Origin of the sequence: Serratia sp. AS12 (assembly GCF_000214195.1) — a bacterium.
GTDB lineage: Bacteria > Pseudomonadota > Gammaproteobacteria > Enterobacterales > Enterobacteriaceae > Serratia > Serratia plymuthica.
Window position 1 is genome coordinate 4,523,038 of record NC_015566.1, and the last position, 18,215, is coordinate 4,541,252.

23 protein-coding genes are annotated in these 18,215 nt (G+C 57.3%); 14 read left to right on the top strand and 9 right to left on the bottom strand.

Annotated elements, in window-relative coordinates; all coding sequences use genetic code 11:
• Window positions 1-112: 112 nt before the first annotated feature.
• Together SERAS12_RS21080 and SERAS12_RS21085 are read left to right on the top strand one after the other, a co-directional pair.
• Window positions 113-697 (top strand): NTP transferase domain-containing protein, encoded by a 585-nt coding sequence (locus tag SERAS12_RS21080; RefSeq protein ID WP_013814473.1) that lies wholly within the window; start codon window positions 113-115, stop codon window positions 695-697.
• A gap of 8 nt (window positions 698-705) precedes the next feature.
• Window positions 706-1,755 carry an XdhC family protein gene (locus SERAS12_RS21085; RefSeq protein ID WP_013814474.1) on the top strand — a complete coding sequence of 350 codons (1,050 nt, stop codon included), beginning with the start codon at window positions 706-708 and terminating at the stop codon, window positions 1,753-1,755.
• Here SERAS12_RS21085 and SERAS12_RS25885 read toward each other — a convergent pair.
• Both SERAS12_RS25885 and fumA read right to left on the bottom strand, forming a co-directional pair.
• The gene (locus SERAS12_RS25885; protein WP_013814475.1) at window positions 1,679-2,545 is read right to left on the bottom strand and encodes a helix-turn-helix domain-containing protein; all 867 of its coding nucleotides are present in this window, start codon (window positions 2,543-2,545) and stop codon (window positions 1,679-1,681) included. The genes SERAS12_RS21085 and SERAS12_RS25885 overlap by 77 nt on opposite strands.
• Window positions 2,546-2,714: 169 nt before the next feature.
• Window positions 2,715-4,361: a class I fumarate hydratase FumA gene (gene fumA / locus SERAS12_RS21095; RefSeq protein WP_013814476.1), complete on the bottom strand. Its 1,647-nt coding sequence runs from the start codon at window positions 4,359-4,361 to the stop codon at window positions 2,715-2,717.
• Window positions 4,362-4,725: 364 nt separating this feature from the next.
• On the opposite strand from fumA, the gene SERAS12_RS21100 reads away from it, so the two are divergent.
• The 6 genes from SERAS12_RS21100 to ruvX all read left to right on the top strand — a co-directional run bounded on the left by SERAS12_RS21100 (window position 4,726) and on the right by ruvX (window position 9,137).
• Window positions 4,726-5,238, top strand: a complete 513-nt coding sequence (locus SERAS12_RS21100) for a SprT family zinc-dependent metalloprotease (RefSeq protein ID WP_013814477.1) — start codon at window positions 4,726-4,728, stop codon at window positions 5,236-5,238.
• A 207-nt stretch (window positions 5,239-5,445) separates the two neighbouring features.
• Window positions 5,446-6,141, top strand: a complete 696-nt coding sequence (gene endA / locus SERAS12_RS21105) for a deoxyribonuclease I (protein ID WP_013814478.1) — start codon at window positions 5,446-5,448, stop codon at window positions 6,139-6,141.
• Between the two features lie 184 nt (window positions 6,142-6,325).
• On the top strand, window positions 6,326-7,057 hold the full coding sequence (gene rsmE, locus SERAS12_RS21110) for a 16S rRNA (uracil(1498)-N(3))-methyltransferase (RefSeq protein WP_013814479.1): 732 nt from the start codon (window positions 6,326-6,328) through the stop codon (window positions 7,055-7,057).
• A 10-nt stretch (window positions 7,058-7,067) separates the two neighbouring features.
• The gene (gene gshB, locus SERAS12_RS21115; protein WP_013814480.1) at window positions 7,068-8,018 is read left to right on the top strand and encodes a glutathione synthase; all 951 of its coding nucleotides are present in this window, start codon (window positions 7,068-7,070) and stop codon (window positions 8,016-8,018) included.
• Window positions 8,019-8,151: 133 nt separating this feature from the next.
• Window positions 8,152-8,715, top strand: coding sequence for a YqgE/AlgH family protein (locus SERAS12_RS21120; RefSeq protein ID WP_013814481.1), 564 nt, complete (start codon window positions 8,152-8,154; stop codon window positions 8,713-8,715).
• Window positions 8,715-9,137 (top strand): Holliday junction resolvase RuvX, encoded by a 423-nt coding sequence (gene ruvX, locus SERAS12_RS21125; protein ID WP_013814482.1) that lies wholly within the window; start codon window positions 8,715-8,717, stop codon window positions 9,135-9,137. Before SERAS12_RS21120 ends, ruvX begins: the two co-directional genes overlap by 1 nt.
• Window positions 9,138-9,145: 8 nt before the next feature.
• On the opposite strand, the gene SERAS12_RS21130 is transcribed toward ruvX, so the two are convergent.
• The gene (locus tag SERAS12_RS21130; RefSeq protein WP_013814483.1) at window positions 9,146-10,156 is read right to left on the bottom strand and encodes a type IV pilus twitching motility protein PilT; all 1,011 of its coding nucleotides are present in this window, start codon (window positions 10,154-10,156) and stop codon (window positions 9,146-9,148) included.
• A gap of 20 nt (window positions 10,157-10,176) precedes the next feature.
• On the opposite strand from SERAS12_RS21130, the gene SERAS12_RS21135 reads away from it, so the two are divergent.
• From SERAS12_RS21135 to hemW, 6 genes are all read left to right on the top strand, one after another.
• Window positions 10,177-10,884, top strand: a complete 708-nt coding sequence (locus tag SERAS12_RS21135; protein ID WP_013814484.1) for a YggS family pyridoxal phosphate-dependent enzyme — start codon at window positions 10,177-10,179, stop codon at window positions 10,882-10,884.
• A gap of 148 nt (window positions 10,885-11,032) precedes the next feature.
• Window positions 11,033-11,851, top strand: coding sequence for a pyrroline-5-carboxylate reductase (gene proC / locus SERAS12_RS21140; protein WP_013814485.1), 819 nt, complete (start codon window positions 11,033-11,035; stop codon window positions 11,849-11,851).
• Between the two features lie 31 nt (window positions 11,852-11,882).
• The gene (locus tag SERAS12_RS21145; protein WP_004948012.1) at window positions 11,883-12,437 is read left to right on the top strand and encodes a YggT family protein; all 555 of its coding nucleotides are present in this window, start codon (window positions 11,883-11,885) and stop codon (window positions 12,435-12,437) included.
• Window positions 12,434-12,724 (top strand): DUF167 family protein YggU, encoded by a 291-nt coding sequence (yggU, locus tag SERAS12_RS21150; RefSeq protein ID WP_004948014.1) that lies wholly within the window; start codon window positions 12,434-12,436, stop codon window positions 12,722-12,724. Before SERAS12_RS21145 ends, yggU begins: the two co-directional genes overlap by 4 nt.
• A gap of 17 nt (window positions 12,725-12,741) precedes the next feature.
• The gene (locus SERAS12_RS21155) at window positions 12,742-13,335 is read left to right on the top strand and encodes an XTP/dITP diphosphatase (protein ID WP_041416652.1); all 594 of its coding nucleotides are present in this window, start codon (window positions 12,742-12,744) and stop codon (window positions 13,333-13,335) included.
• Window positions 13,328-14,467 carry a radical SAM family heme chaperone HemW gene (gene hemW / locus SERAS12_RS21160; protein ID WP_013814487.1) on the top strand — a complete coding sequence of 380 codons (1,140 nt, stop codon included), beginning with the start codon at window positions 13,328-13,330 and terminating at the stop codon, window positions 14,465-14,467. The genes SERAS12_RS21155 and hemW overlap by 8 nt, the downstream gene beginning before the upstream one ends.
• 53 nt (window positions 14,468-14,520) lie before the next feature.
• Here the strand turns inward: hemW and SERAS12_RS25890 are convergent, their stop codons facing one another.
• The 6 genes from SERAS12_RS25890 to trmB form a co-directional block, all read right to left on the bottom strand.
• Window positions 14,521-14,769 carry a DUF2442 domain-containing protein gene (locus tag SERAS12_RS25890; protein ID WP_013814488.1) on the bottom strand — a complete coding sequence of 83 codons (249 nt, stop codon included), beginning with the start codon at window positions 14,767-14,769 and terminating at the stop codon, window positions 14,521-14,523.
• Window positions 14,753-14,995 (bottom strand): DUF4160 domain-containing protein, encoded by a 243-nt coding sequence (locus SERAS12_RS21165; RefSeq protein WP_013814489.1) that lies wholly within the window; start codon window positions 14,993-14,995, stop codon window positions 14,753-14,755. The genes SERAS12_RS25890 and SERAS12_RS21165 overlap by 17 nt, the downstream gene beginning before the upstream one ends.
• A gap of 97 nt (window positions 14,996-15,092) precedes the next feature.
• Complete coding sequence (locus SERAS12_RS21170; protein WP_013814490.1) at window positions 15,093-15,809, bottom strand: DUF2884 domain-containing protein; 717 nt, start codon at window positions 15,807-15,809, stop codon at window positions 15,093-15,095.
• Window positions 15,810-15,839: 30 nt separating this feature from the next.
• On the bottom strand, window positions 15,840-16,763 hold the full coding sequence (glsB, locus tag SERAS12_RS21175; protein WP_013814491.1) for a glutaminase B: 924 nt from the start codon (window positions 16,761-16,763) through the stop codon (window positions 15,840-15,842).
• Between the two features lie 242 nt (window positions 16,764-17,005).
• A complete protein-coding gene (locus SERAS12_RS21180; protein ID WP_006327910.1) occupies window positions 17,006-17,332 on the bottom strand; it encodes a YggL family protein in 327 nt (108 codons plus the stop codon).
• Complete coding sequence (trmB, locus tag SERAS12_RS21185; RefSeq protein ID WP_013814492.1) at window positions 17,332-18,051, bottom strand: tRNA (guanosine(46)-N7)-methyltransferase TrmB; 720 nt, start codon at window positions 18,049-18,051, stop codon at window positions 17,332-17,334. Before trmB ends, SERAS12_RS21180 begins: the two co-directional genes overlap by 1 nt.
• Window positions 18,052-18,215 lie beyond the last annotated feature (164 nt).

Sequence of the window (18,215 nt, forward strand, 5' to 3'; positions counted from 1 at the left end):
CTTATAGCCAAAATTATGTGATGATTAACATCCTGTTTTCAACAAAAACACATATTAAAAACACACATTAGCGCTAAGGTTATCAATAGTTGCGCAAATTCGGGCAGAGCAGATGACAACAGGCATAGTGATCGCCGCCGCCGGGCGTGGGGAACGTTTCTCGCAGGCCGGTGGCGCAGGCAACAAATTAAACGCTGAGTTTGCGGATGAGGCGGGTCGCCGGCGCCCGTTGTTTGAACATACCTTGCGCCAGGCACTGGCCTCAGGTCTGCCGATATGGGTCGTCACCCGGCCGGATAACCGGTGGGTACAGGAGGTTTGCGCCGCGTATCAGGTGCCCGTCACGCTGATCGCCAGCGCGGGTCTCGGGGATTCCATTGCCGCCGGCGTTGGCGCTACGCCGCACTGGCAAGGCTGGTTGATCCATCTGGCGGATATGCCGTTCGTCACGCCCGACATCTTCCGGTTGGTCGCCGATGCGCTGCAGCATCATGCGATAGCTCGCCCCTGTTTCGGCCAACGGCCTGGCCACCCGGTCGGCTTTGCCGCTCCCTTGCGCAAAAGGCTTTGCCAGTTGCGTGGCGATAATGGCGCACGTGAACTGCTGCAAGGGGAAACGGTTTATCTGTTGCCTCTTGATCGGGCAAGCGTCGTACAGGATATTGATCTTCCGTCACAGCTACCGGCCAGCGAGTAAAATCCTCTATGCAGCATCTTGATATCACCGTGGTCAGCCAGGCGATAAGCTGGCTAAAACAGCAGCCGGTGTGGCTGTGTACCGTACTGAATACTTACGGCTCCTCGCCGCGATCGCCAGGCGCGCTGCTGGCGGCAACTCAGAACGGGCATTACTGCGGCTCGCTGTCTGGCGGCTGCGTGGAAGAGGATTTTTTGCGACGCGTGGCGGCCGGGGAGTATCTGGCGGCCAGCCAGGTGATCCGCTACGGTGAAGGCGGCCTGGAGCCGAACGTGGCGTTGCCCTGTGGCGGCGTGCTGGACGTGCTGATTGAATACCTGCCGGCCGGTGACGACAGCATCGGCTACCTGACAAAAATCGCCGGCGCACTGGACGGACACCACGCGTTGGTCAAACGCCTGACCTTGCCCGATGCCTGCCGCAACCTGGAACTGACCGACTTCGCCAGTGCCACCCAGGTGGAGCGCCATGGGCAACAAATCACGCTGAATATCGCCGCTGCACCGCGCCTGCTGATTGCCGGGTTATCGAGCGTGGCACTGTATTGCGCCGATTTCGCCGGTTCGTTGGGGTTCGAAGTGCTGGTGTGCGAAAACCGCCCGGAGGCGCTGGATAACTTCGCCCCCCAGCTCCGGCCCGGCGTGACGCTGCTGCGCCAGTTCCCGGCCAAATTTATTGAGGACGGCGGGTGCCACGCCAATACCGCCATTGTGGCGCTGACTCACGACCCGCGGATGGACGATCTGACGTTGATGGAGGCCATACATACCCCGGCGTTTTACATCGGCGCCATGGGTTCGCTGCGCAACAGCGCGCGCCGCCGCCAGCGCCTGCAGCAGATTGCCGAGTTCAGCCCACAAGAGCTGGAGCGTATTCATGCGCCGATCGGGCTGCCGCTCGGCAGTAAAACGCCGGCGGAAATCGCCCTGGCGGTGATGGCCGATATCGTGCAACAGAAAAATCGCGCAGCGGCCCGGCCTTTCAGTCCAGAGGAATTACGGGTACCAGGTGCTGAAGCTCCAGATGCAGCTCCTCCCACTCATCGAGCGAATACCTGAACAACGTCAGGTCAGGTCCTTCCCGGCGGGCCAGACCGAGTTCCGGCAATACCTGAGTGTATATCTGCACCACGTGGTCGTTCAGTGCCACCGGCTTGCCGGAATAACAAAAGCGGCAAAAATCGCCGTGGATGTCCGGCAGCGGCTCAAGCTCGGAAACGGCATCGACCGAACCGTCCGCCTCAACACCGAGAGCATAATCCACCCTGACCCGTTCCCCATCCGGCCTCAAATGGGTCAGCGCGTAGACCAACGACGGACGGCCGCCAAGCAGCTTGTAGAAATTCTCTTTGATTCCGCTGCGCAGATGCAGATGCGACTTATCCAGATGTTCGATGTCCAGGTGATAGGCGTAATTTTTCCCTCTGAGGAGATACTGGCCTTTATCAACGGTGACGCGATCGACCTTAATATCGCCAGGCTGACCGGCGGACAGCGAACGCACCAGATGGCTGAAGTCCTGCTTGCGGGCATGGCGGTAGACGCTGGGGGATTCGGCAAAGTGCTTTTTGAAACAGCGGGAAAAGGTTTGTTGGTTATCAAATTGATATTCTACGGAAATATCAAGAATGCTCTTTCGCGTGAAACGCAAAGCGAAAGCGGCCAGATACAAACGTCGTGCGCGAATATACGACGCCAGCGACAGACCGGTCTGCATCTTGAAAAGCCGCTGCAGATACCATTTCGAGTAGCCTGATTTGGCGGACACAATATCCAATGACAGCGGATTAGTCAGATTGTCCTCAATCCAGACCAGCAGATCCCTGATGTGATTTTCCTGCGTTCCCATTTTCTTACCGAACCTTCCGTTCCAAATATGCCGGTGCGCACGTTTTACTGCTTTGTGCGTAGGGTATACAGGTTAAAACAAGGCGTCCAGCGGGCAACAGGACTTTACACAGGATGAAGTTCAGTCTGAAAGTTGCCGCCCCTATCAGGCGGCAACTGTTTTTGAAGGGTTATTTCACGCAGCGCGAGCACTGGCCGGCCTGGATCTTCTGGAAGAAGTCATTGCCTTTGTCATCCACCAGAATAAACGCCGGGAAATCTTCCACTTCGATTTTCCAGATCGCTTCCATCCCCAGTTCCGGGTATTCCACACAGGTCAGGCTCTTGATGCTTTGCTGCGCCAGAACCGCAGCCGGGCCGCCGATGCTGCCAAGGTAGAAACCGCCGTGTTTGTTGCAGGCATCCGTCACCTGCTGGCTGCGGTTGCCCTTCGCCAGCATGATCATGCTGCCACCGTGAGATTGCAGCAGATCGACGTAAGAGTCCATGCGCCCGGCGGTGGTCGGCCCCAACGAACCCGAGGCGTAACCGTCTGGCGTTTTGGCCGGACCGGCGTAGTAAATCGGGTGATCCTTAACGTATTGCGGCAAACCTTCACCGCGATCCAGACGCTCTTTCAGCTTGGCGTGCGCGATGTCGCGACCCACGATGATGGTGCCGCTCAGCGACAGGCGGGTCGATACCGGATACTGCGACAGCTGCTTGAGGATATCGGCCATCGGGCGGTTGAGGTCGATCTTGACCGCCTCTCCCTCTCCGGCCTGACGCAGCTCCTGCGGGATAAATTTGCCCGGATTGTGCTCCAGCTTCTCGAGCCAAATGCCGTCGCGGTTGATTTTGCCCTTGATATTGCGGTCAGCGGAGCAGGAAACGCCCATGCCAACCGGGCAGGATGCGCCGTGGCGCGGCAAACGCACCACGCGGACATCATGCGCGAAGTATTTACCGCCAAATTGCGCGCCCAGCCCCAGGTTCTGCGCTTCTTTCAGCAACTCTTCTTCCAGCGCCACATCACGGAACGCCTGACCATGTTCGTTGCCTTCGGTCGGCAGGCCGTCGTAGTACTTGGTCGACGCCAGCTTGACGGTTTTCAGCGTAGCTTCAGCCGAAGTGCCCCCGATGACAAACGCCACGTGGTAAGGCGGACAGGCCGCGGTGCCCAGCGTGCGCATTTTATCGACCAGGTAATCTTTCAGCTTGCCCGGCGACAGCAGCGCCTTGGTTTCCTGATACAGATAAGTTTTGTTGGCCGAGCCGCCGCCTTTGGCGACGCACAGGAACTTGTACTCTTCACCGTCCACACTGTAGAGATCGATCTGCGCCGGCAGGTTGCTGCCGGTGTTGACCTCGTTGTACATGTCCAGCGCGGCGTTTTGCGAATAACGCAGGTTGTCTTCGATAAAGGTGTTGTACACCCCGCGCGACAGCGCTTCTTCATCGCCGCCGCCGGTCCAGACACGCTGGCCCTTTTTCCCCATGATGATCGCGGTGCCGGTGTCCTGGCAGGTTGGCAAAATACCCTTGGCGGCGATTTCTGAGTTACGCAGAAATTGCAGCGCAACGTACTTATCGTTTTCGCTGGCGTCCGGATCCTCAAGAATATCGGCAACCTGCTGTTGGTGCGCCGGGCGCAGCATAAACGAAGCGTCATGGAAAGCATGCTGGGCGAGCAGGGTTAACGCTTCGGGGGCAACTTTCAGGATTTCCTGGCCTTCAAACTCACTCACAGAAACGTGATCGCGGCTCAGCAGATAGTACTCGGTATCGTCTTTCTTCAGCGGGAACGGATCTTGATAATGGAACGGTTTATTCGACATTGATCTCTCACTTGCAACATCAGCTGCGTTAAATTCACACTTACTCAGCATGCCCGGGGCAGGCTGCGGCAAAAAACTGCCCACACCTTACTTATTTTTAATCAGTCGGTTATTGCGCTGAATCGCATAATAACCCCTATATTAGCAAGGTATTACTTCAGGTGGTTTTTTTCCAACCTCATACGATGAGCACTGCGGGTACAGACTCAGCATGCACGCTTTATTATCCCGCAGTTAACACATTGATTACAATCCGTCAGAGACGATCGGCTTATCAATGCGGTGAAAAACCTGCCGGGAGTGAGCGCGGAATTAGTTTTCCGTCTTATTGCCAGCCGGTGCGCCTTTGCTTAAGCTACCCACAATGAATAAAGTAAGAATCCCCATTGCGCTGCAACAGGCGGTAATGCGCTGCCTGCGGGAAAAGCTCCAGCTGGCCCGCCAGCATTTTTCCGTCGAGTTTCCTGAACCCAAAGTCGTTTACCAGCAACGCGGCACCACTGCGGGCACCGCCTGGCTGCAATCCTGGGAAATCAGGCTGAATCCGGTGCTGTTAATGGAAAATCAGCAGCCGTTTATCGACGAAGTGGTGCCGCATGAGCTGGCGCACCTGCTGGTGTTCCGCCAGTTTGGCCGCGTGCCGCCACATGGCCATGAATGGCGCCAGATGATGGAAAACGTCTTGCAGGTGCCCGCCAGCCGCACTCACCAGTTTGAAATCGCCTCGGTGCAGAGCAAAACCTTCCCCTACCTGTGCGGTTGTCAGCAGCATCAGCTCACCGTGCGCCGTCATAATCGGGTGCTGCGCGGTGAAAGCGAATACCGCTGTCGCCAGTGCGGCGACAAGCTGAAATTTTTCGCCGGCGAGCCTGTTTAATCGAGAGAATCACGCGTATCCCCCTATGAATTTCGAGTTACAGCTAGGCGCCCAGCTCGTTCATCCCCAGGAGCTTACTTTAGTAAGTGACTGGGGTGAACGAGTGCAGGTAACAACGCTGTAGCTTGAAAGGCGACGGGGACGTTTGCCACTGTTGTAAACTTCCATTACCCTGCCTGCTTTTCCAATTTCGAGCTGTTTTGGAATATGCTTCGCAAAATTCTGTTTATGGTAGTTTTCATTGCAGGTGCCGCGCACGCCCACGGCATCAATAATTTCTCTCAGGCCAAGACCGCAGCGGCCAAAATCAATCAGGACGCGCCCGGCTCTTTTTACTGCGGATGCCGGATCGACTGGCAGGGTAAAAAAGGCATTCCTGACCTCAACAGCTGCGGCTATCAGGCGCGTAAAAACGTCCAGCGCGCACAGCGCATTGAATGGGAACACGTGGTGCCGGCCTGGCAGTTCGGCCACCAGTTGCAATGCTGGCAACAGGGCGGCCGCAAAAACTGCAATAAAGACGCGACCTACCGCCAGATCGAAACCGATCTGCACAACCTGCAGCCGGCGATCGGGGAAGTGAACGGCGATCGCAATAACTTTATGTACAGCCAGTGGAAAGGCGGTGAAGGCCAGTACGGCCAATGCCCGATGAAAGTGGACTTCAAAAATAAGCAGGCTGAGCCGCCGGCGCGGGCCCGTGGCACTATCGCACGCACCTATTTCTATATGCGCGACCGTTATCAACTGCGGCTTTCGCGCCAGCAAACCCAATTGTTCGAAGTGTGGAACCGCCAATATCCGGTCAGCCAATGGGAATGTCTGCGTGAAGCACGCATCGCCAAGGTTCAGGGCAACCATAACGCCTATATTCAACAGGCTTGCCAGCAACGAAAAGGCTAACCTACTATATACCCGTCGCCTTTCAAGCCGCAGCGTTGTTACCTGCACTCGCTCACCCCAGTCACTTACTTAAGTAAGCTCCTGGGGATGAACGAGCTGGGCGCCTAGCTGCAACTCGAAATTCATAGGGTATAGCCTCTCTCTATCAAGCTGCCTACCCCTTTAGTCAGGATCGAATATTCACATGCGTATACCCCGCATTTATCACCCGCAACCGCTGATCGACAATGCGGAAATCGCGCTGAGCGAAGATGCCGCCAACCACGTCGGGCGCGTGCTGCGTATGAGCGCTGGCCAGACGTTGCAGCTGTTCGACGGCAGCAACCGGGTGTTTAACGCCGAGATCGTTCGGGTTGATAAGAAAAGCGTGCAGGTGCAACTCAGCGCCGGCCAATTGGAAGACCGCGAGTCACCGCTCAATCTGCACCTGGGCCAGGTGATTTCCCGCGGGGAGAAGATGGAGTTCACCATTCAGAAATCCATCGAACTGGGCGTTAACGTCATCACCCCGCTGTTTTCCGAACGCTGCGGCGTCAAGTTGGACGGCGAACGTCTGGCGAAAAAAATTCAGCAATGGCAGAAAATCGCCGTCGCCGCCTGTGAACAATGCGGCCGCAACCGCATTCCGGAAATTCGCGAGGCCATGCAGTTGGAAGCCTGGTGCGCCGAGCAGGACGGCAGTCTGAAGCTTAACCTGCACCCGCGCGCCAGCCACAGCATCAATACCCTGCCGCTGCCGGTGGACCATGTCCGCCTGCTGATTGGGCCGGAAGGCGGGTTATCCGCCGACGAAATTGCGATGACCACTGGCTACGGATTTACTGATATCCTGCTGGGGCCACGCGTTCTGCGTACAGAAACTACAGCGCTCACCGCAATTACCGCTTTGCAGGTACGTTTCGGCGATCTGGGTTAAAGGAGAGAAAATGATTAAGCTCGGCATCGTGATGGACCCTATCGCCTCCATCAATATCAAGAAAGACACCAGCTTCGCCATGCTGCTCGAAGCGCAGCGCCGTGGCTGGGAACTGCACTACATAGAGATGAACGATCTCTATCTGCACGCCGGTGATGGGCGCGCACGCACCCGCTTGCTAAGCGTGAAAGAAGATAAAGAAAGCTGGTTCAGCTTCGGAGCCGAGCAGGATCTGGCGCTGCAGGATCTGGACGTGATCCTGATGCGCAAGGATCCGCCATTCGATACCGAATACATCTACGCGACGTATATTCTGGAGCGCGCAGAGGTAAAAGGCACGCTGGTGGTCAACAAACCTCAGAGCCTGCGTGACTGCAACGAGAAGCTGTTCACCGCCTGGTTCCCGGAGCTGACGCCGGACACCCTGGTCAGCCGCAGCGCAGCCCACATCCGCAAATTCCACCAGCAGCACGGCGACATCATCCTCAAACCGCTGGACGGCATGGGCGGCGCGTCCATCTTCCGCGTGAAGCAGGACGATCCTAACCTGTCGGTGATTATCGAGACCTTAACCGAGCACGGCAGCCGTTTCTGCATGGCGCAAAACTTCTTGCCGGCGATCAAGGAAGGCGATAAGCGCATTCTGGTGGTTGACGGCGAACCTGTGCCGTACTGCCTGGCGCGCATTCCGGCGCAGGGGGAAACCCGTGGTAATCTGGCGGCCGGTGGCCGTGGCGAACCGCGCCCTCTGAGCGAAAGCGACTGGAAAATTGCCCGCGCAGTGGCTCCGACGCTGAAAGAGAAAGGCCTGATCTTCGTTGGCCTGGACGTGATCGGCGATCGTCTGACCGAGATCAACGTCACCAGCCCAACTTGTGCGCGCGAAATCGAAGCGGCTTTCCCGGTTTCCATCACCGGTATGCTGATGGACGCGATCGAAAAGCGCCTGGCAGCGAAGTAATCCGCCATGCGGGCGGCGCTGTCGCCCGCAATCCTGACCTTTCGGAGCGCCGCTGCGGCTTGAAAGGCGACGGGTATAGCCGCATACTGGCGGCTGTTTAACTTCTCACCACTCAATTACCTTAAATAACGCCATGAATTTACAGCACCATTTTCTTATCGCCATGCCATCTCTTCAGGATCCTCGCTTCAAACGCTCGGTGATTTACGTCTGCGAGCACAATGAAGAAGGCGCCATGGGCCTGGTGATCAACAAGCCGGTGGAACAGTTCACGGTGGAAACGGTGTTGAGCAAGCTGAAGATCATGCCGCCCGCTCGCAATCCGGCCATCAGCCTGGATAGGCCGATATTCGCCGGCGGCCCATTGGCGGACGATCGCGGGTTTATCCTGCATACGCCGCGCAGTGGCTTTGGCTCCAGCATCCAGATTTCGCCGGATACCATGATCACCACCTCAAAAGACGTGTTGGAAACGCTGGGCACCCCGGAGCAGCCGGATGACGTGCTGGTGGCGCTCGGCTATGCCGGCTGGGAAAAAGGCCAGTTGGAACAGGAAGTGCTGGAAAATGCCTGGCTCACCATCGAAGCCGATACCGACATTCTGTTCCATACGCCGATCGCCAGCCGCTGGCGCGAGGCCGCCAACCTTCTTGGCATTGATATCCGCAGCATTGCCAACCACGCAGGACACGCCTGATGACCAACCGCACCATTATCGCCTTCGACTTCGGCACCAAAAGCATCGGCGCGGCCATAGGTCAGGAACTCACCGGCAGCGCCCGCGCCTTGGCGGCGTTCAAAGCGCAGGACGGCTCACCGGACTGGCAAAAGATCGAAAAGCTGCTGAAAGAGTGGCAACCGGATCTGGTGGTGGTCGGCCTGCCGTTGAATATGGATGGCACCGAGCAGTTGGTGACCGACCAGGCACGCAAATTCGCCAACCGTCTGCATGGCCGCTTTGGCGTGCAGGTCGCGCTGCATGACGAACGCCTCAGCACCGTCGAAGCGCGCGCCAATCTGTTCGATCGCGGCGGTTTCCGCGCTCTGGACAAAGGCAGCGTAGACTCCGCCTCCGCAGTCGTGATTCTGGAAAGCTGGTTCGAACGGCAACGGGGTTAACCGGCCCGTCACGCCCCTTCTTCTCCACCCAGCAAACCGGCGTCGATCCGCTGCTGTAACCCCTGTTCGAAAGTCTGCATGCCGGACTGCGCGCCGGTTTGCAGCACGCTGGAGAGCTGATGGGTTTTGCCTTCGCGGATCATGCTGCTGACCGCCGCCGTCGCCGTCAGCACCTCAAAGATTGCCACCCGCCCACCACCAGGCCTGCTTAGCAGCTTTTGCGCAATCACTGCCTGCAGGCTGGCAGCCAGCTGTGCACGCACATAAGGCTTTTCTTCCGCCGGGAAAACGTCTACCAAACGATCCACCGCCTGCGGCGCGCTGCGGGTATGCAGCGTCGCCAGCACCAAATGGCCGGTTTCCGCCGCAGTGAGCGCCAGACGGATGGTGGTGGTGTCACGCAGTTCTCCCAACAGGATCACATCCGGATCTTCACGCAGCGCGGCGCGTAGCGCTTCGTCAAAACTGTGGCTGTCACGGCCCAGTTCACGCTGTTGAATCAACGACTTCCGGCTGCGGTGCATAAATTCGATCGGGTCTTCCAGCGTGATGACATGCCGACGTTGATGCTGATTGATGTCGTCAATCATCGCCGCCAGCGTGGTGGATTTACCGCTGCCGGTCGCGCCGGTGACCAATATCAGGCCATCCTCACGCCGCAGCAGCGCGGGGACAATGGCCGGCGCCGCTAACGTCGCCAGCGTCGGGCAGTGGCCGGCAATCAACCGCAGCGCGATGGATATCCCCAGGCTTTGCAAAAAGAAATTGGCGCGCAGCCGGATATCGCCCGCCAGCATCAACGCCAGATCGAGCTGCCCATGCTGCTGCAAATGTTGCCGTTGCGGTGGTTGCAGCAGCGCGCCGCACAGCTGGTGCATTCGCTCCTGAGTCAGTATTTCCGCCCTTTCCAGCGGTTGCAGTTCACCATCAATGCGCAACATGGGCTGATGGCCCGCACAAAGGTGCAGATCGGAAGCATTATGCTTTACACTAAGGGCCACGAATTCGTCGATATCCATATCAATCTCCTGGGTCAATAATGAGCACTATCCAACAGAATCTGCAGGATGTCAGAAGCCGCATCGCGACAGCCGCTCAAGGTTGCGCACGCGCTCCAGAAGAAATCACTCTGCTTGCAGTCAGCAAAACCAAACCTGTGGCGGCGATCGCAGAAGCCATCGCCGCCGGCCAGCGTGCCTTTGGCGAGAATTACGTACAGGAAGGCGTGGATAAAGTTCAGCATTTCGCCACTCAGCCGGAAGGCGCAACGCTGGATTGGCACTTTATCGGCCCGTTGCAATCCAATAAAAGCCGGCTGGTGGCGGAGCACTTCGCCTGGTGCCACACGGTGGATCGGCTGCGCATCGCCCAGCGGCTCAGCGATCAACGCCCGGCAGGCATGCCGCCGCTTAACGTTCTGATCCAAATTAATATCAGCGATGAACAGAGTAAATCTGGCATTGTACTGGCTGAATTACCGGCGCTGGCGGAGGCGGTAGCCGCGCTGCCGAACGTTACGCTGCGCGGGCTGATGGCGATTCCCGCTCCGGAAGAAGACTACCAGCGCCAGTTGGCGGTGTTCGGCCAGATGAACGACGCCTTCCTGGCCCTGCAACAGCGCTATCCGCAGGTGGATACCCTGTCGATGGGCATGACGGATGATATGGCGGCGGCGATCGCCGCAGGCAGCACCCTGGTGCGCATCGGCACCGCAATTTTTGGCGCTCGTGATTATTCACCGAATTAACATACCCTATGGTTTTCAAGTTGCAGCTAGGCGCCCAGCTCGCTCATCCCCAGGCGCTTACTTGAGTAAGTAACTGGGGTGAGCGAGTGCAGGTAACAACGCTGCAGCTTGAAAGACGACGGGTATACACATATAACGAGGAATTTTGATGCTACACCGTAAGATTACCTTTATTGGCGCCGGCAACATGGCGCGCGCGATTATCGCCGGCCTGGTGGCAGGCGGATACCCGGCTAAATTCATCAGCGTCTGTGCGCCTTCGGCTAAAAACCGCGATGCGCTGGCGGCGGACTACGGCATCGTCAGCAGCAGCGACAACCTGGCCTGCACGCGCGAGGCCGAGGTTGTGGTGTTGGCGGTAAAACCGCAGATGATGGCCGACGTCTGTCAGCCGCTGCAACAGGTCGATTTCTCCGGCAAGCTGGTGCTGTCGATCGCCGCCGGCATTCAGGTCAGCCGTTTTTACCAACTGTTGAGCGACAAGCTGAGCATCGTGCGCATTATGCCCAATACCCCGTCTCTGGTTGGCAAAGGCATGAGCGGCCTGTACGCGCCGCAACAGGTCAGCCAGCAGGATCGCGACTACACCGGCGATTTGATGGCCTCCGTCGGCAAGGTTTGCTGGGTGGATGACGAAAACGGCATCAACGGCGTCATCGCCGCCGCAGGCAGCGCACCGGCCTACTTCTTCCTGTTTATGGAAGCCATGCAGCAAGAAGCCGAGCGCATGGGCTTCGACAGCCAAACCGCGCGCGAGCTGGTGCAACAGGCCGCTTCCGGCGCCGCCGCGTTGGTGGAAGCCAACCCGGACACGCCATTATCGACCCTGCGCGAGCAGGTCACCTCCAAAGGTGGCACCACCGCCGAAGCGCTGCGGGTGTTCAACGAGCAGCAACTGCCGGAGACGGTGGCCAAAGCCATGCGCGCGGCGGTTTCCCGTGCGCAGGAAATGGAAAAATCATTTTAAATAACCGAGAGTTAAGGAGAAGGACCCTTTCATGCTAACGCTGACTTTTTTGGTCAAAACCGTTATTGATCTTTACGTTATGGTGCTGCTGCTACGCATTTGGATGCAGTGGACGCGTACCGACTTTTATAACCCGTTCGCCCAGTTCGTGGTGAAGATCACCCAACCGGTGGTCGGCCCGCTGCGTCGCATCATCCCGTCGCTGGGGCCTGTCGACAGCGCTTCGCTGTTGCTGGCGTTCCTGCTGATGACGATCAAGTACCCGCTGCTGCTGCTGATTCAGGGCGGCGCAATGTCGCTCAGCCCGTATAACCTGCTGTTTGGCCTGATTTCGCTGGTCAAGTCAGCGGGTTATCTGATCTTCTGGGTGATGATTATCCGTGCCCTGATGAGCTGGATAAGCCAGGGCCGCAGCCCGATTGACTATGTGATGTATCAGTTGACTGAACCCCTGATGGCCCCGATCCGCCGCATTCTTCCCGCCATGGGCGGCATCGATTTTTCAGCGATGGTGGTGATCCTGATCCTGTATCTGATCAACTACCTGGGTATGGATCTGTTCGGTGAGATCTGGTTCCTGCTGTGAGTGCAGTCACCCCCGTGCTGGACGGGCTGGCGATCAGGCTATATATTCAGCCGAAAGCCAGCCGCGACCAGATTATCGGTTTGCATGGCGACGAACTTAAAGTCGCCATTACCGCCCCGCCGGTTGACGGCCAGGCCAACGCCCATCTGATCAAGTTTATCGCCAAGCAGTTTAAAGTGGCGAAAAGCAACGTCACTATCGAGAAAGGCGAACTGGGGCGGCATAAACAGTTACGCATCGTTAATCCGCAACAAATCCCCGCCGTGGTCGCGGCGCTTATCGAATAATGTTCAAGGTAGTCATCATGCAAAAAGTCGTTCTTGCCACCGGTAACCCGGGAAAAGTGCGTGAACTCGCCGACCTGCTGGCCGATTTCGGTCTGAACGTGGTCGCACAAACCGAGCTGGGCGTGGATTCCGCCGAGGAAACCGGCCTGACGTTTATCGAAAACGCCATCCTGAAAGCCCGTCACGCGGCGCAAATCACCGGCCTGCCGGCGATCGCCGATGACTCCGGCCTTGCGGTGGACGCCCTGGGCGGCGCGCCTGGCATCTACTCTGCACGCTACGCCGGCGTAGACGCCTCTGACCAGCAAAACCTCGACAAGCTGCTGGTAGCGCTGAAAGACGTGCCGCAAGGCAGCCGCGGCGCGCAGTTCCATTGCGTGCTGGTGTATATGCGCCATGCAGAAGACCCGACGCCGCTGGTGTTCCACGGCTGCTGGGCGGGTGAAATCGCTTTTGAATCCGCCGGTGCCGGTGGTTTCGGTTACGATCCTGTCTTCTACGTCCCGGAGTTGGGCCGCACCGCCGCCGAACTGAGCCGCGACGAGAAGAGCGCGGTGTCACATCGCGGTAAGGCGCTGAAGCTGATGCTGGAAGCCATGCGCAATGCTTAAGTTGCCCCCGCTGAGTTTGTACATTCACATCCCGTGGTGCGTGCAGAAGTGCCCGTACTGCGACTTCAACTCGCATGCGTTGAAGGGGGAAGTGCCGCATCAGGAATACGTCGATCATCTGCTGGCCGATCTGGATGCCGATCTGCCGCTGGTAGACGGCCGGGAGATCAGCACCATTTTTATCGGCGGCGGTACCCCCAGCCTGCTGAGCGCCGAGGCGATGCAATCGCTGCTCGATGGCGTGCGGGCGCGTATTCGCGTCGCCGATGACGCGGAGATCACCATGGAAGCCAACCCCGGTACCGTGGAGGCCGATCGCTTCAGCGGCTACCAGCGCGCCGGTGTGAACCGCATCTCGATCGGCGTGCAAAGCTTCAGCGCGGAGAAGTTAACTCGTCTGGGGCGCATTCACGGCCCGGAAGAGGCCAAGCGTGCGGCACACCTGGCCACCGATCTCGGCCTGCGCAGCTTTAACCTCGATCTGATGCACGGCTTGCCGGACCAGTCGCTGGAAGAGGCGCTGGACGATCTGCGCCAGGCGATCGCTCTGAACCCGCCGCACCTGTCGTGGTACCAACTAACCATCGAGCCAAACACCCTGTTCAGCTCGCGGCCGCCGGTGCTGCCGGACGACGATGCGCTGTGGGACATCTTCGAACGCGGCCACCAATTGCTGAGCGCCGCCGGCTACCAGCAGTATGAAACCTCGGCCTACGCCAAACCGGGCTACCAATGCCAGCACAACCTCAACTACTGGCGCTTCGGCGACTATCTGGGGATTGGCTGCGGCGCGCATGGCAAGCTGACCTTCAGCGACGGCCGCATTCTGCGCACCGCGAAAACCAAGCATCCGCGCGGTTTTATGCAGGGCAAGTACATGGACAAACAGCATGAGGTGACGACGGCAGATCGGCCGTTCGAGTTCTTTATGAACCGCTTCCGCCTGCTGGAAGCCGCGCCACGCGTCGATTTCGCCAACTACACCGGGCTGGACGAAAGCGTTATTCGCCCGCAGTTGGATGAGGCGCTGGAGAAAGGTTATCTGGAAGAAACGACGGAATACTGGCAGATCACCGAAAAAGGCAAACTGTTCCTTAACTCGCTGCTGGAGCTGTTCCTGGCGGATGAATAAACAAAAAGCGCTGAATTATCAGCGCTTTTTTATTAAGTCAACGGACCTGTGTCTCAGGCCGCCTGATGGGGGCGATGTGTCACATCGCCACGCCCCTTTAGCAAACCTTCAACGGAAATATCTTCATCCAACGCATCCCAATGGATCCCACAAGCACTCAGCTCATAGCAAGCACGTTGTTCATCCGTTGCATTCAGCAACCGGGGGAACCATGTTAGCGGAACACCAATAATTCTGGCATCGCTCAGCTCCACCCACATTGTCACCTCATCAAAGCTGACAGCTTTAGCTGAAATACTCATTCCAGGCCTCCAAAAACAGCGACTGGTGATCTTCAATAATTCCAGCTAACTCTTTTAATACTCTGGAATTAAACCCATCATTGCGTGCCAGTTGCACAACCGGCGTCAACCAGAACTTGGCTTCCGTCCCCGTGTCTCTGAAATGAATATGAGCAGGTTCTAACGGATCGCCTTCATTTGAGTAAAAGAAAAACTTATACCCTTTAAAACGAAATATCACTGGCATCAATGCAAAATCCTTTTGGCAATTGATTATAGTTTAGCCAGTCTGTCAGATAGTCGTCAGCAGGTCAAAAAACGCTCCGATAGCGATAAAGCTAATGTTACTTCAACGCGTTAAGCAGGTCTTTACGCTGGGTTTCCAGGCCGGTAACGCGGTTGCAGACGTCGTGACCAAAGTTCTGGAAATCCTGCTCCTGGTTGTTCCATTCGTTCTGAATCGCCTTCTGCAGGCCACCCAGATTGCCCATAATCGCCTGCAACGGGTTACCGCCGCTGCTGGTGGCCTGCTTGACGCCCATCTCGTTCAGGCTGTCTTGCAGCACGCCGCCCATGCTTTGCTGCACGAGATTGCGGCCATCCTGCTCAACCTGGTCGATCGCCTTGTGGTGGAAGGCCAGGCCGTCGCTGCGGTGTTCGATAATGCGGTTCATCTGCTGCTTAAGTTGGTCGTTCAGCGTGGTCAGGCGGTTGCGCACATTGCTGTCGCTCCCCAGCTCCTTCACGATCACCTTGTCCAGCGCCACCCGAGCTTTTTCCAGATGCTGCTGCGCGCCCTTGTCGATCCACGGCAGTTCTTTGCGTAGCGCACTCTGGTAACTGAAAGCTTTCTGGCGCTGGCTGTCGTTAAGGCTCAGCGCCTGGCCGTTACGGGTGACATCGCCATCCGCCGAAATCTGCAGATTGCCGCTGGCGCCAGTCACCTGCACGTTTTGCGGGCTGATAACCACGTCGTCCTGGGGTTTAACGCTGCACTGATATTCGGCATGCGCCTGTGAAGCGGTCAACAGCAGTAAGGCTAACCCGGTTTTCTTTAACATATTTTCTCCTGACTCCCTTCCGTGGTGGGATTAAAAAATCGAACGGCTAATCCGTTGAGACAACAGTTCCAGCGCCGCAGTTCCCGCCAGGGAGTTACCGGATGCATCCAGCTCCGGCGACCAGACGGCGATCGACAACTCATCGGGCACGATAGCGACAATGCCGCCGCCCACGCCGGATTTGCCCGGCATGCCCACTCGATAAGCAAACTCCCCCGCGCCGTCGTACATGCCGCTGGTCATCATCAGCGCATTGATCTGGCGGGCTTGCAGCGGGCTTATCACTTCGCGCCCACTAAGGTCACGCCCGTGATTGGCCAGGTAGGCAAAGCTGCGCGCCAGCTCCACGCAGCTCATGCGCAGCGCACAGTAGTGGAAATAGGTTTGCAAAACGGTGAGCACGTCGTTTTCGAAGTTGCCGAACGACTTCATCAGATAGGCTATCGCCGCGTTGCGATCGGAGTGTTCGAACTCGGAGCGCGCCACGCGGGAATCATAGGCCAGATCGTCTACGCCGGTCAGTTGCCGCACCACTTCCAGCATCCGCTGTTTAGGGGCGCTGAGCCGGGTTTGCAGCATGTCGCACACCACCAGCGCGCCGGGATTGATAAACGGATTGCGCGGCTTGCCCTGTTCCATTTCCAGCTGCAGCAACGAGTTGAACGGCAGGCCGGAAGGCTCTTTACCGACCCGTTGCCAGATCTCGTGTTCCTGGTAGCGCGTCAGCGCCAGCGTCAGGCTCAGCACTTTGGAAATGGACTGAATAGAGAAACGCTCCGTGGCATCCCCAGCCTGGAACATCTCGCCGTCGACGGTGCAAACGGCGATCGCCAGACGGTCGGCGGCTACTTCCGCCAGCGCCGGTATATAGTCCGCCACTTTCCCTTTACCAATCAGCGGGCGCACCTGTTGCAGGATGTCATCCAGCAACGCGTTATCCAATGTCGTTACCACCTCGGTCACACTCCGGACAAAACAAAGGTGCCGTAAAGGCACCTGAGAATGCTGAAAAAGTTCTCTGTAGTTAAAAGCAGCGCTATGAGTGCCAATAAAAACAAAGAATCAGATTTTCTGTTTTACCCCAACCCAGCGAAAACCACGTTTTTCGGCGGGTTGTCCACAGTCTAAGGTGCCGTAAAGGCACCTTAAATCAATGAACAGCACGGCGCGATGCCGCACTCATCAGGCTGAGAAAATCAATCCCACCAGATATCGAACAGATCGCTGACCTTAACGTCAGACAGCTTGCGCGCTTCCAGCCATTTTTTGACCAGTTCACGCTGTTCGTCGGTGCAATGCCCGATGGTTTGCAGGCAGATTAACCCTTCCCACTGCAGATAGCCGCTTCCGTCAAACGCCAGGCCATTCGGCTCAATCACTTCGTCGATGAAAGCGTCCAGCGTGTTGTCGATATCCTCAACCGCGGTGCCTTCGGCAAAGCGCCATGCTACGGAGAAACCCAGCTCCTGAAACTCTTCAATGTGTAACTTTTTACGTAAACGACGACTGCGGTTCTTAGCCATTATTCTTTCCTCTCAAACATCAAATCCCAAACGCCATGTCCCAGACGCTGGCCGCGTAATTCAAATTTTGTCAGCGGGCGTGAATCCGGACGCGGCACGTAATCATTATCGCTGGAAAGATTACGGTAGCCTGAGATCCCGTTCATAACCTCTAACATATGTTCTGCATAAGGTTGCCAGTCGGTGGCCATATGGAATACGCCGCCGACTTTCAGTTTGCGTCGCACCAGTTCAACAAACGGCGTCTGTACGATGCGGCGTTTGTTGTGGCGCGCTTTGTGCCACGGATCGGGGAAAAACAGCTGCACCATGTCCAGCGACCCGTCCGGGATCATATTCTCCAGCACCTCAACCGCATCGTGACACATCACGCGCAGGTTGCTCAATTCCGCTTCAGTGGCGTCAGCCAGGCAAGCGCCCACGCCCGGCGAATGCACCTCAATCCCCAGGAAGTTCTGCTGTGGATTGTTGCTCGCCATGGTCACCAGCGAGGCGCCCATGCCAAAACCGATCTCCAGCACGGTCGGCGCGTCGCGCCCGAACAGTGCGGCGATATCGACAGGTTCAGCCTGATACTCCACGCCCATCACCGGCCAATAGTTGTCCAGCGCGTGCTGCTGGCCTTTGGTCAACCGCCCCTGGCGGCGGACAAAACTGCGGATACGGCGCATCGCGCGGCCGTTCTCATCAAATTCCGGGGAGATGACGTCATTAATCATAGTGCTTTCTGTCTGTTTGGCTGCCAATTAGGGAAACGCGCATTATGCAAAGATACCTTGGTTTAGCAAGTGTTCATCTTGATACCTGCCGTGCGACGTCGGAAAGTTCCGGTTTACAGCAACATGACTCTATGCTGCAATCTCGCTTCATTTTCTGCCGGATA

What these genes read in the sequence shown, in the direction of transcription:
- hemW (WP_013814487.1), top strand. Translation starts at nt 13,328, where the DNA reads ATGCTTAAGTTGCCCCCGCTGAGTTTGTACATTCACATCCCGTGGTGC.
- endA (WP_013814478.1), top strand. Translation starts at nt 5,446, where the DNA reads ATGCTTCGCAAAATTCTGTTTATGGTAGTTTTCATTGCAGGTGCCGCG.
- SERAS12_RS21120 (WP_013814481.1), top strand. Translation starts at nt 8,152, where the DNA reads ATGAATTTACAGCACCATTTTCTTATCGCCATGCCATCTCTTCAGGAT.
- SERAS12_RS21170 (WP_013814490.1), bottom strand. Translation starts at nt 15,809, where the DNA reads ATGTTAAAGAAAACCGGGTTAGCCTTACTGCTGTTGACCGCTTCACAG.
- rsmE (WP_013814479.1), top strand. Translation starts at nt 6,326, where the DNA reads ATGCGTATACCCCGCATTTATCACCCGCAACCGCTGATCGACAATGCG.
- SERAS12_RS21155 (WP_041416652.1), top strand. Translation starts at nt 12,742, where the DNA reads ATGCAAAAAGTCGTTCTTGCCACCGGTAACCCGGGAAAAGTGCGTGAA.
- SERAS12_RS21165 (WP_013814489.1), bottom strand. Translation starts at nt 14,995, where the DNA reads ATGCCAGTGATATTTCGTTTTAAAGGGTATAAGTTTTTCTTTTACTCA.
- SERAS12_RS21100 (WP_013814477.1), top strand. Translation starts at nt 4,726, where the DNA reads ATGAATAAAGTAAGAATCCCCATTGCGCTGCAACAGGCGGTAATGCGC.
- SERAS12_RS21085 (WP_013814474.1), top strand. Translation starts at nt 706, where the DNA reads ATGCAGCATCTTGATATCACCGTGGTCAGCCAGGCGATAAGCTGGCTA.
- SERAS12_RS21080 (WP_013814473.1), top strand. Translation starts at nt 113, where the DNA reads ATGACAACAGGCATAGTGATCGCCGCCGCCGGGCGTGGGGAACGTTTC.
- SERAS12_RS21145 (WP_004948012.1), top strand. Translation starts at nt 11,883, where the DNA reads ATGCTAACGCTGACTTTTTTGGTCAAAACCGTTATTGATCTTTACGTT.
- proC (WP_013814485.1), top strand. Translation starts at nt 11,033, where the DNA reads ATGCTACACCGTAAGATTACCTTTATTGGCGCCGGCAACATGGCGCGC.
- trmB (WP_013814492.1), bottom strand. Translation starts at nt 18,051, where the DNA reads ATGATTAATGACGTCATCTCCCCGGAATTTGATGAGAACGGCCGCGCG.
- SERAS12_RS25890 (WP_013814488.1), bottom strand. Translation starts at nt 14,769, where the DNA reads ATGAGTATTTCAGCTAAAGCTGTCAGCTTTGATGAGGTGACAATGTGG.
- fumA (WP_013814476.1), bottom strand. Translation starts at nt 4,361, where the DNA reads ATGTCGAATAAACCGTTCCATTATCAAGATCCGTTCCCGCTGAAGAAA.
- SERAS12_RS21135 (WP_013814484.1), top strand. Translation starts at nt 10,177, where the DNA reads ATGAGCACTATCCAACAGAATCTGCAGGATGTCAGAAGCCGCATCGCG.
- gshB (WP_013814480.1), top strand. Translation starts at nt 7,068, where the DNA reads ATGATTAAGCTCGGCATCGTGATGGACCCTATCGCCTCCATCAATATC.
- SERAS12_RS25885 (WP_013814475.1), bottom strand. Translation starts at nt 2,545, where the DNA reads ATGGGAACGCAGGAAAATCACATCAGGGATCTGCTGGTCTGGATTGAG.
- SERAS12_RS21130 (WP_013814483.1), bottom strand. Translation starts at nt 10,156, where the DNA reads ATGGATATCGACGAATTCGTGGCCCTTAGTGTAAAGCATAATGCTTCC.
- ruvX (WP_013814482.1), top strand. Translation starts at nt 8,715, where the DNA reads ATGACCAACCGCACCATTATCGCCTTCGACTTCGGCACCAAAAGCATC.
- SERAS12_RS21180 (WP_006327910.1), bottom strand. Translation starts at nt 17,332, where the DNA reads ATGGCTAAGAACCGCAGTCGTCGTTTACGTAAAAAGTTACACATTGAA.